General features: G+C 69.6%; 10 protein-coding genes. All 10 read left to right on the top strand.

Translation table 11 applies throughout. The annotated features are described in order from the left end of the window. Positions 1-41: 41 nt before the first annotated feature. Positions 42-575 carry an A24 family peptidase gene (locus EBS11_RS12250; RefSeq protein WP_290603240.1) on the top strand — a complete coding sequence of 178 codons (534 nt, stop codon included), beginning with the start codon at positions 42-44 and terminating at the stop codon, positions 573-575. Positions 576-668: 93 nt separating this feature from the next. After that, complete coding sequence (locus EBS11_RS12245; RefSeq protein ID WP_290603239.1) at positions 669-2,039, top strand: ATP-binding protein; 1,371 nt, start codon at positions 669-671, stop codon at positions 2,037-2,039. Further along, positions 2,036-2,896 (top strand): Flp pilus assembly protein CpaB, encoded by an 861-nt coding sequence (cpaB, locus tag EBS11_RS12240; protein ID WP_290603238.1) that lies wholly within the window; start codon positions 2,036-2,038, stop codon positions 2,894-2,896. Before EBS11_RS12245 ends, cpaB begins: the two co-directional genes overlap by 4 nt. 20 nt (positions 2,897-2,916) lie before the next feature. Then, on the top strand, positions 2,917-4,371 hold the full coding sequence (locus EBS11_RS12235) for a type II and III secretion system protein family protein (RefSeq protein ID WP_290603237.1): 1,455 nt from the start codon (positions 2,917-2,919) through the stop codon (positions 4,369-4,371). A gap of 30 nt (positions 4,372-4,401) precedes the next feature. Beyond that, the gene (locus tag EBS11_RS12230) at positions 4,402-4,704 is read left to right on the top strand and encodes a hypothetical protein (protein ID WP_290603236.1); all 303 of its coding nucleotides are present in this window, start codon (positions 4,402-4,404) and stop codon (positions 4,702-4,704) included. Beyond that, positions 4,694-6,118: a pilus assembly protein TadG-related protein gene (locus EBS11_RS12225; RefSeq protein ID WP_290603235.1), complete on the top strand. Its 1,425-nt coding sequence runs from the start codon at positions 4,694-4,696 to the stop codon at positions 6,116-6,118. Before EBS11_RS12230 ends, EBS11_RS12225 begins: the two co-directional genes overlap by 11 nt. Further along, the gene (locus EBS11_RS12220) at positions 6,115-6,597 is read left to right on the top strand and encodes a TadE/TadG family type IV pilus assembly protein (RefSeq protein ID WP_290603234.1); all 483 of its coding nucleotides are present in this window, start codon (positions 6,115-6,117) and stop codon (positions 6,595-6,597) included. Before EBS11_RS12225 ends, EBS11_RS12220 begins: the two co-directional genes overlap by 4 nt. Further along, on the top strand, positions 6,587-7,195 hold the full coding sequence (locus EBS11_RS12215) for a TadE/TadG family type IV pilus assembly protein (RefSeq protein WP_290603233.1): 609 nt from the start codon (positions 6,587-6,589) through the stop codon (positions 7,193-7,195). The genes EBS11_RS12220 and EBS11_RS12215 overlap by 11 nt, the downstream gene beginning before the upstream one ends. A 60-nt stretch (positions 7,196-7,255) precedes the next feature. Continuing rightward, positions 7,256-8,425, top strand: coding sequence for an AAA family ATPase (locus EBS11_RS12210; RefSeq protein WP_290603232.1), 1,170 nt, complete (start codon positions 7,256-7,258; stop codon positions 8,423-8,425). Positions 8,426-8,483: 58 nt separating this feature from the next. After that, entirely contained in the window at positions 8,484-9,830 is a 1,347-nt protein-coding gene (locus tag EBS11_RS12205) for a CpaF family protein (RefSeq protein WP_290603231.1), read from the top strand. Positions 9,831-9,857 lie beyond the last annotated feature (27 nt).

The raw sequence follows: 9,857 nt of genomic DNA, 5'->3' as shown, positions 1-9,857 counted from the left end.
CTGCCGGCCGGCCGGCAGCGGGTTTTTTTCGGGAGGATGCCATGCCTGCAACTGCCTTGTGCGACTTGCTGTTGCTGTGCTTCGTGACGGCCGCGGCCGTCAGTGATTTGATCCGCCGCAAGATCCCAAATGCCCTGGTGCTGTCCGGCATCCTGGCCGCGCTGACCCTGCATCTGTGGCTGTGGCCGCAACAAGTGCTGCCGCTGTGGCTGGGCGGCATGGCCACGGGATTCTTCCTCTTCCTGCCCTTGTACGTGCTGCGCGGCACGGCCGCCGGCGACGTCAAGCTGATCGCCATGGTGGGGGCGTTCGCCGGCCCCTGGCCCGTGCTGCAGATCTGTTTTGCCACCTTTGTGCTGGGTGGCCTGATGGCCGTGCTGATGATCACGTATCAGGGCAAGTGGCGCGCCTGCCTGCGCAATCTGCGCCAGCTGCTGTGGCCGATGATCGCGCGCACGGCCGGCATTCCCCTGGCGCCCGCCGCGCTGGCCAGCCATGCCAGCGTGGGCAACATGCCCTACGGACTGGCCATCGCGCTGGGCAGCCTGGCCGTGCAGGGACGCCAGTATTTCTGAGTTGTATTCATTGCTCTCGATCAATGGGCGCCGGTCCCCGCTCGCTAGAATGAAATCTGTGCAATGCAGTCTTAACCGGCTTGGAGACAAAGCATGACCGAGGTCGACTATTTCACCACCGACAGTATGCCGCGCCCCGCCGACGCGACCCTGATGCCGCCCCTGCCGCCGCAGCCGAAGAGCCTGCGCGAGACGGGCCTGGAGCGCCAGCTGGTGGTCGAGCTGATCGCCAAGCTCATGTTTGTCAGCGGCAAGACGCACCTGTCCGTGCTGACCACGCGCTTGCGCCTGTCGATCAATGTCTTGCGCGAAGTCATCGATTTCATGGTGACGGAACAGATGGCGGAAGTGGCCTGGCGCGGCGAGTCCGAGATCGACGTGCAATACCAGCTGACGGGCGCGGGCAAGCAGCGCGCCAGCGCCTTCCTCGAGCGCTGCGCCTACATCGGCGCCGCGCCCGTCACCCTGGAAGCCTACCGCGCCATGGTGGCGCGCCAGTCGTGGCAGGCACAGGCGCAGCGCGTCGCCAGCGACGACCTGGCGGCCGTGCTGGGCGGCGCCCATGCGGGGCCGGGCATGCTCGACCTGGTGGGCGCGGCCCTGCATTCGGGGCGTTCGCTGCTGCTGTACGGCCCGCCCGGCAGCGGCAAGTCGACCCTGGCGCTGCAGCTGGGACAATTGCTGCACGGCCTGGTCGCCGTGCCCTACGCCATCGTCGTCGGCCAGGACATCATCCAGCTGTACGATGCGGCGCAGCACCTGCCGCCGGCGCCGCAGCACGTCAGCCATGCGCGCCAGGCGCTGGAACGGCGCAGCACGGACATCCGCTGGGTGCTGTGCCAGCGTCCCGTGATCCACGTGGGCGCCGAGCTCGACGCGGGCATGCTGGAACTGCGCCAGGACGCCAGCGGCGGCTGCTACCAGGCGCCATCCCATGTGCGGGCGAATAACGGCATGCTGATCATCGACGACCTGGGCCGCCAGCGCCTCGGCGCGCCGGAACTGCTGACGCGGCTGATGCAGCCGCTGGCGCGCGGCGTCGACCAGCTGGGCTTGCCAGGCGGCATGCAGATCAGCATGCCGTTCGACAGCGCCCTCGTGCTGGCGACCAGCATGGCGCCGGGCGAGCTGTTTGACGCCTCCCTGCTGCGCCGCATCGGCTACAAGGTGCAGGTGGGGCCGCTGGGCGACGGCGCCTACCGCGCCCTGTTCCGCCAGCAGTGCCGGCTGGCGGAGATCGCCTTTGACGAACAGGTCCTCAATCACCTGATGCAGCTGCATGGCCAGCAGGGGCGGCCCCTGCTGGCCAGTTATCCCCGCGAACTGCTGGCGCGCATCGCCGATTTCGCCGGCTTTGCCGGCAGCGAGGCGTGCCTGACGGTGGTCACGCTGGAGCAGGCCTGGAACAGCCTGTTTGCCAGCTGCGACATGCCGGCCGCCAGCCTGTGCGAGCGTATCGCATGAAAGACCGCCGCGCCCTGCTGATGATGGCCATGGCAATCGTGCTGGGCCTGCTGGCCGTGCTGCTGGCCTCGCACTGGCTGCTGCGCCAGACGCCGGCCGGCAAGGGCAAGATCGTCGTCGCCGCCAGCGATGTCAACCTGGGCCAGCGCCTGACCCCCGAGATGCTGCGCCTGGCCGAATGGCCGGCGGAAAGCCTGCCGCAGGGCGCGCTGCAAGACCCGGCACCGCTGGCGGGACGGGTGCTGAAGACGAGCGTGCTGCGCGGCGAGCCGCTGAGCGAAGCCAAGCTGGCGCCGGCCGGCACCCTGGGCGGCCTGTCGGCCCTGATCACGGAAGGGCGGCGCGCCATCACCGTGCGCGTCAACGACGTGATCGGCGTGGCCGGCTTCGCCCTGCCCGGCAACTATGTCGACATCATCGTCAGTACGCAGCAGGATGCCGGCGACCGCGCCTTCCCCCAGAGCCGCAACATTTCCAAGATCGTCCTCGAACGCATCCTCGTGCTGGCCGTGGCGCAGGAAGTGGGGCGCGACGAGACCAAGCCGCGCGTCGTCAATGCGGTGACCCTGGAAGTGACCCCGGAACAGGCGGAAAACCTGGACCTGGCGCGCAGCGTGGGCAGCCTGTCGCTGGTGCTGCGCAACCAGGTCGACCCGCAGCCGGGCGTCACGGCGGGCGCCACCAAGCTGACCCTGCTGGGCGGACCGCACGAAGCCGACGCGGCGCCGGCCGCGCCGGCTCCCGCCGCCGTGCCCGTGGCGCCGCGTCCCGTGCGCGTGGCGAAGGCGCCGCCGGAGCCGCCGCGCCAGTGCAGCGGCGTCATCGATGGTACGCGCCAGTCGCGCGAATGTTTCTAGCTTTCCGCCCCGGATCAACCATGGACACGCTCATGAACCGCGCCCTGCTGACTTTATGCTGCCTGCTGCCGCTCGCCGGCGCCGCGGCCGAACCCGGCCCCCGTTGCGGCGGCGAAGCGGCCACGCCCGGCAACTTGCAGCTGCACGTGGGCAAGTCGAGCATGCTGCGCCTGCCCGAGGCCGTGCTGGCCCGCAGCGTCGGCAATCCGGCCGTGCTGCAAGCCATGCTGGTGGCGCCCGACACCCTGTACGTGGTGGGTGTCGACGTGGGCAGCACGAACATGATCATCCAGGGCAAGAGCGGCGCCTGCAGCGTCGTCAACGTCAGCGTCAGCATGGACCCGGCCGGCCTGCAAACGACCCTGGCGGCCCTGATGCCGGAAGAAAAAGCCATCCGCGTCACGGCCGTGGCCGATACCTTGGTGCTGTCGGGCACGGTGCAGGATGCGGGCGCCGTGCTGCGCGCCACCGAGCTGGCGCACGCCTACGTGCGCCGCGCCACGGTGCCGCTGGCGCTGCCCAAGCCCGCCGATGGCGGCGCCGTGCCGCCCCTGGCAGGCGCGCCCGCGCCCAGCGGCGGCACGGGCGGCGCGAGCAGCCGCATCATCAATATGCTCGACGTCAGCGCGCCGCAGCAGGTGATGCTGGCCGTGCAGATCGCCGAAGTGTCGAAGTCCCTGCTGGAGCGCCTGGAAGTGGGCGCCACCCTGCGCTTCGCCTCGGGCAGCTGGGCCACGACCCTGCTGTCGAATTTCCTCAGCGGCACGGCCAACGGCTTGCTCGACGTGCGCAAGTCGAATGGCCAGCAGCTGACCATCGAGGCGCAGAAGCAGGATGGTCTGGTGCGCATCCTCGCCGAGCCGACGGTGATGGCGATCAGCGGGCAGGAAGGCAGCTTTTTGGCCGGCGGCAAGATCTTCATTCCCGTCGGCCAGGACAACAACAAGATCACCCTGGAAGAGCGCGAATATGGCGTCGGCCTGCGCTTCACGCCTACCGTGCTGTCGGGCGGGCGCATCAACCTGAAGGTGGCGCCGGAAGTGTCGGAGCTGTCGCGCGAAGGCGTGGGCATTTCCGCCGCTGGCGTCAGCGGCCGCTCGATCCTGCCCGTCATCACGACGCGGCGCGCTTCGACCACGGTGCAGCTGTATGACGGCCAGAGCTACGCCATCGGCGGCTTGATCAAGAACAACCAGGTGAGCAACATCACGGGCGTGCCCTGGCTCAGCGAAGTGCCCATCCTCGGCGCCTTGTTTCGCAGCACGGATTTCCAGCACGACCGCACGGAGCTGCTGTTCGTCATCACCGCCCACCTGGTGAAACCCTTGCCCGCCGAGGCCGTGCTGCCGACGGCGCAGCTGGCGCCGCCGTCGCGCACGCAGCTGCTGTTGGGCGGCAAGATGGAAGGGACGCTGCCGCTGGCCGCGCCCGCCGTGCCGGCGCCGCGCGTGGACGGCGGCTTCGAATTGAAATGATCGCCTTGCCATGAGACCGGGAGACACGCCATGCCGACATCGCTTGTGACCTCGCTGCGGCGCCTGGGCGCGCTGCTGGCCGCGCTGCAGCTGGCCGCCTGCGCGCACAGCAGCACGCCGCAGCTGGACCAGCGCTTTGGCGACGCCGTGCGCCTGGCCATGGCGCAGCAGGTGCGCTATCCGGCCAGCGCCGTCCGCCGCACGCCGGTAGACGGCCTCGACGGCCCCAGCGCGCAGGCCGTCATGCAGCGCTACCGCGCCTCGTTTGCCGAGCCGAACGGGCAAGCCCTGCCGCCGGTGCAGTTCATGCTGGGCAGCGGCAATGGAAAATAGACGCCGCCAGCGCGGGGCGATGCTGATCGCCTTCTCCATCCTGCTCATCCTGGTGCTGGGCTTTATCGGCCTGGCGCTCGACGTGGGGCAGGTCATCGGCCGCAAGACGGAATTGCAGAACCTGGCCGACAATGCGGCGCTGGCGGCGGCGGCCGAGCTGACGGGCACGCCCGAGGGCCTGCTTGCCGCTGTGGCGAAAGCCCGGAGCAGCGCCTCCGACAGGAGCGCCTGGCGGCGCCGCATGGATGGCGCCATCCTGTCGGAGGCCAGCATCCGCTTCGCCAGCGCCGCCCACGCGCCGGCGAACGAGTGGCACGCGGCGGGCGCCGTGCCCGATGCCGCCGCGGCGCTGTTCGTGCGCGTCGATACGCAGGCCAGCGAGCCGTCGCTGGGCAAGGTGGCGACGGCGTTCCTGGGCGCCTGGTCGCCGGCCCTGCGCACGCTCGACACGGGCGCGCGCGCCGTGGCCGGCCGCAGCAGTTTGCACCTGACGCCGCTGGCCATCTGCGCGCTGTCGGCCAGCCCGGCCAGCCCGCGCACGAATGCGGCGCTGCTGCCGGCCGTCGAGCTGCTGGAATACGGCTTTCGCCGCGGCGTGGCGTATAACTTGTTGAAACTCAATCCGAACGGCCCGGCGCCCGAACATTTCATCCTCAATCCGCTGGGCCAGCCGGGCGTGCTGGGTCCCGCGATGGAGGTGGGCGATGCCAGCGTGCTGCCGTTTGTCTGCAGCGGCACGGTGCTGTACCCGCGCATCGGCAGCGCTGCCGTGCACGTGCACCGGCCCTTTCCCGCCGCGCTGTGGCCGGCCTTCAATGCGCGCTTCAACCAGCATGCGGGCAGCGGCTGCCATCCCGTCACGGCGCCGCCCGACACGAATATCCGCGCCTACCCGAATACGGCCAGCAACTGGTGGATGACGAATGCGCCCGACGCGCCCAGCGCCCTGAGCACGGGCAATCCGCTGCTGTCCGTGGCCGATCCGGAATCGAACGCGACGCCGCCCGGCGTCGGCAGCTATGGACCGCTGTGGTCCTTCGCCAGGGCCGCCAGGTACAGCGGCGTCAAGCCCGCCGGCGGCTACCTGCCGTTTGCCACCAGCGACTGGGCCAAGCTGTATCCGGCCCTGCCTGCCGCGCCGGCCGCCAAGTCCGGCTATCCTGCCACGCCGCCCTACCTGACGCTGGCCTTCCAGACGGCGCCGACGGGCAACACGGGCATGGCGCAGCGGCGTCTGCTGCACATCGCGCTGCTGGCCTGCCCCGTGCCGGCGGGCAGCGACGTGCTGGCGCAGGTGCGCGGCATCGGCCGCTTCTTCATGACGGCGCCGGCCACGAATGGCGTGCTGAGCGCCGAATTTGCGGGCCTGGTGGCCGAAGGCGCGCTGCTCGGTCCCGCGGAGCTGCTGCCATGATGCCCCGCAACCGCGCGCCACGCCGCCAGGGCGGTGTCGCCGCCATCGAGCTGGCGCTGATCCTGCTGTTTTTCATGGGGCTGCTGCCCTTCGTGCTGCTGTTCGGCCGCGCGCTGCTCGTGTACACGGCCCTGCAGAAAGGCACCCACGATGCGGCGCGCTACCTGGCCACCATGCCGCTGCCGCAGATGGCCAGCATCGGCACGGCCAGCCAGGGCGTCGCGTTTGCCCGGCAGATGGTGGCCGATGCCATGGCGGAAAGCTGGCCGCAAATGGAGGCTGCCAGGGTCGTCGTGGAATGCGTGTATGCCGATGATTCCTACGGTTGCGGGACCTATGCGACGCCGCCGCTGCAGGTGCGCATCAAGGTGGCCGTGGACATGCCCGTTGACTTCCTGCCCGAGCTGACGCGCAAGTGGCTGCCGCAGCTGGCGCCCATCCCCGTGCGTGCCAACGCGACCTTACGCTATGTCAATTAACCTGCTCCCGCGCCGGCAGCGCCAGGGCGGCGTCTTCGCCGTCGAGTTCGCCATGCTGGCGCTGCTGTTCTTTTTCTTCGTGTTCGCCATGCTGGAACTGGCGCGTGCCGTGTACGTGTGGCACATGGTGCACGAGATCACGCGGCGTGCGGCGCGCGATGCCGCCGTCACCGATTTCAGCAACGCCGCCGCCCTGCAAGCCGTGCGCACGCGCGCCGTGCTGCGCGCCACGCCCGGCACCTTGCCGCTGGGCGGCGGCATCAGCGACGCCCACGTGCGCATCGACTACCTGTCGCAGGCCGCCGGCGGCGCCGCCCTGGCCGCGCTGCCGGTGACGGCGATGCCGGGCTGCCCGCAGCGCAACCGCATCAATTGCCTGAACGATCCGCATGGCGCCAGCTGCATCCGCTTCGTGCGCGCGCGCCTGTGCCTGCCCGGCGCCGGCGCGCGCTGCGACAGCGTGCCGTACCGGCCCATGCTGCCCTTGCTGGGGGTGATGTTCCCCTCCGGCGCGGGCGCCGTGCGCCTGCCCAGCGGCGCCACCATGGCGGTGGCCGAGTCGCTGGGCTATCCGGACAATCCGGATTTCTGTCCCTGACCGGGCGCCGCTGGCCGGGCGCAGCCGAACGTGTTGACCTGAAGGAAGCGAGGAAGTGCGATGAAAGCCTTGATGATTAGCCGCGACGCCAGCCTGCACGATGAAATCGCCGCGCAGGGCGCGGCGCGCATGCCCGTGCTGCGCCTGCTGGAGCGGCGCGGCGGCCTGCGCGACGCCGTCGAGCGCATGCTGCCCGAGGCGCCGGAGCTGGTGATCGTCGACGCCAGCGGCATCGAAGCCGACGAGGCCGACCTGCTGGAACGGCTGGCGCGCCAGTATCCGCTGGCCGTGCTGATGCTGCTCACGCGCGGCCAGCAGCAGGATGTGCTGATCCGCGCCATGCGCGCCGGCATGCGCGAGGTGCTGCAGCTGCCGCTGGTGCACAAGGCCTTCCATGAGGCGATGGACCGGGTGGATATCCAGGCCGGCGTGACGCAGATGCGCGACGGTAAAGTGCTCGCCTTCATCTCGTGCAAGGGCGGCAGCGGCGCCACGTTCTTGTCGACGAATTTTTCCTACGCGCTGGCCAGCCTGGCCGGCTGCAAGGTGCTGTTGATCGACCTGCACGGCCAGTTCGGCGACGCCACGCTGTATGTCTCGGACCAGAAGCCGGCCATGACCCTGTCCGACATCTGCGCGCAGATCGCGCGCATGGACGGCGCCTTCCTCGCCTCGTGCCTGGTGCACGTGACGCCCAATTTCGGCGTGCTGGCGGCGGCCGACGATCCGGCGCACAAGGTCGACATGCAGCCCGAGCACATGGACCGCATCCTCGCCGTGGCGCGCCAGCACTACGATTACATCGTGCTCGACGTGGGGCGCCAGATCGATGCCCTGTCGCTGCGGGCGCTCGACAACGCCGACGCCATCTATCCGGTGCTGCAGCTGGCCCTGCCCGACATTCGCGACGGGCGCCGCCTGCTCGACATCTTCCGTTCGCTCGGCTATCCGGGCGAGCGCCTGCGCCTGATCGTGAACCGCTATGAAAAGGGCGGGCGCCTGCGCCTGGCCGACCTGGAACAGGCGCTGGGCGCGGAAGTGGTGCATACGGTGCCCAACGATTACCTGGCCGCCACCGATTCCGTCAACCAGGGCATCCCGCTGCTGCTGCTGTCGCGCACCAGCGCCGTGGCGCGCAGCCTGGCCGAGCTGGTGGAACTGGTGACGGCGCGCCGCGTGACGGAAAGCCGCGGCCTGTTCGACCGCCTGTTCAGCCGCAGCGAAGCCTAGGCGCGGCCGGCGCAGGTACTGCACAAGGCTCCCGCCGGGAGCCATCATGGGAGCCGAGATGACTTTACGCGAACGCCTGGCGGCCAATGAAACGGCCCGCCCCGCCAGCAACGGACAAGGGGCGCTGGCGCTGCACGCCTACCAGGAACTGAAAAAGACCATGCACCAGACGATACTCGACCGTATCGACCTGGAGCGGCTGAAGCGCCTGACGGCGGAACAGTTCAAGCACGAGCTGGCGCTGCTGGTGCAGCGCGTGATCGAGGAAGAGCGCATCGTGCTGAACCAGCACGAGCGGCATAGCCTGGTGCTCGACATCCAGCACGAGATGCTGGGCTTCGGCCCGCTGGAACCCTTGCTGGCCGACGCCAGCGTGTCCGACATCCTCGTCAACACCTGCGACAAGGTCTACGTGGAGCGGGGCGGGCGGCTGCAGCTGACGGACGTGACCTTCCACGACAATGCGCACCTGATGAAGATCATCGAGAAGATCGTCTCGCGCGTGGGACGGCGCGTCGATGAATCGAGTCCGATGGTCGACGCGCGCCTGCCGGACGGCTCGCGCGTGAATGCCATCATCCCGCCGCTGGCCGTCGACGGGCCGATCCTGTCGATCCGCCGCTTCGCCGTGCAGCCCTTGAGCATCGCCAACCTGCTCGACTACAAGAGCCTCACGCCGCCCATGGTGCAGGTGCTGCAGGCGCTGGGGCAGGCCAAGGTCAACATCCTCATCTCGGGCGGCACGGGCAGCGGCAAGACGACCTTGCTCAACGTGCTGTCGGCCTTCATCCCCGGCAGCGAGCGCATCGTCACCATCGAGGATGCGGCCGAACTGGCGCTGCGCCAGCCGCACGTGGTGCGCCTGGAAACGCGCCCGCCCAACATCGAGGGCAAGGGCGAGGTGAGCCAGCGCGCGCTGGTGCGCAACGCCCTGCGCATGCGTCCCGACCGCATCATCCTGGGCGAGGTGCGCGGCGCCGAGGCGCTCGACATGCTGCAGGCGATGAACACGGGCCACGAGGGTTCCCTGGCGACGATCCACTCGAACACGGCGCGCGACGCCCTGGCGCGGCTGGAAAACATGGTCGGCATGGCCAATGTGAACCTGACGCCGCGCGCCACGCGCCAGCAGATCTGTTCCGCCGTGACGGTGGTGATGCAGGTGTCGCGCCTGACGGACGGCGCGCGCAAGCTGGTCAGCCTGCAGGAGGTGACGGGCATGGAAGGCGACATCATCGCCATGCATGAAATCTTCCGCTTCGAGCAGACGGGCGTCGATGCGGCGGGCAAGGTGCTGGGCCACTTCTGCGCCACGGGCGTGCGGCCCCGCTTCACGGAACGCCTGCGCATGTTCGGCGCGCCCGTGCCGGACACGGTGTTCGACCCGGACCGCATCTACGAATGAAACACCGGCTGCGCGGCACGCCTTGCG

Origin of the sequence: Janthinobacterium sp., assembly GCF_009923995.1 — a bacterium.
Classification (GTDB): Bacteria; Pseudomonadota; Gammaproteobacteria; order Burkholderiales; family Burkholderiaceae_D; genus Janthinobacterium.
The sequence above is the reverse complement of the archived record's forward strand: the minus strand, read 5'-3'. Positions and strand labels throughout refer to the sequence as shown.

Coding starts and splice junctions, on each gene's coding strand:
- EBS11_RS12250 (WP_290603240.1), top strand. CDS start 42: ATGCCTGCAACTGCCTTGTGCGACTTGCTGTTGCTGTGCTTCGTGACG.
- EBS11_RS12245 (WP_290603239.1), top strand. CDS start 669: ATGACCGAGGTCGACTATTTCACCACCGACAGTATGCCGCGCCCCGCC.
- cpaB (WP_290603238.1), top strand. CDS start 2,036: ATGAAAGACCGCCGCGCCCTGCTGATGATGGCCATGGCAATCGTGCTG.
- EBS11_RS12235 (WP_290603237.1), top strand. CDS start 2,917: ATGGACACGCTCATGAACCGCGCCCTGCTGACTTTATGCTGCCTGCTG.
- EBS11_RS12230 (WP_290603236.1), top strand. CDS start 4,402: ATGCCGACATCGCTTGTGACCTCGCTGCGGCGCCTGGGCGCGCTGCTG.
- EBS11_RS12225 (WP_290603235.1), top strand. CDS start 4,694: ATGGAAAATAGACGCCGCCAGCGCGGGGCGATGCTGATCGCCTTCTCC.
- EBS11_RS12220 (WP_290603234.1), top strand. CDS start 6,115: ATGATGCCCCGCAACCGCGCGCCACGCCGCCAGGGCGGTGTCGCCGCC.
- EBS11_RS12215 (WP_290603233.1), top strand. CDS start 6,587: ATGTCAATTAACCTGCTCCCGCGCCGGCAGCGCCAGGGCGGCGTCTTC.
- EBS11_RS12210 (WP_290603232.1), top strand. CDS start 7,256: ATGAAAGCCTTGATGATTAGCCGCGACGCCAGCCTGCACGATGAAATC.
- EBS11_RS12205 (WP_290603231.1), top strand. CDS start 8,484: ATGACTTTACGCGAACGCCTGGCGGCCAATGAAACGGCCCGCCCCGCC.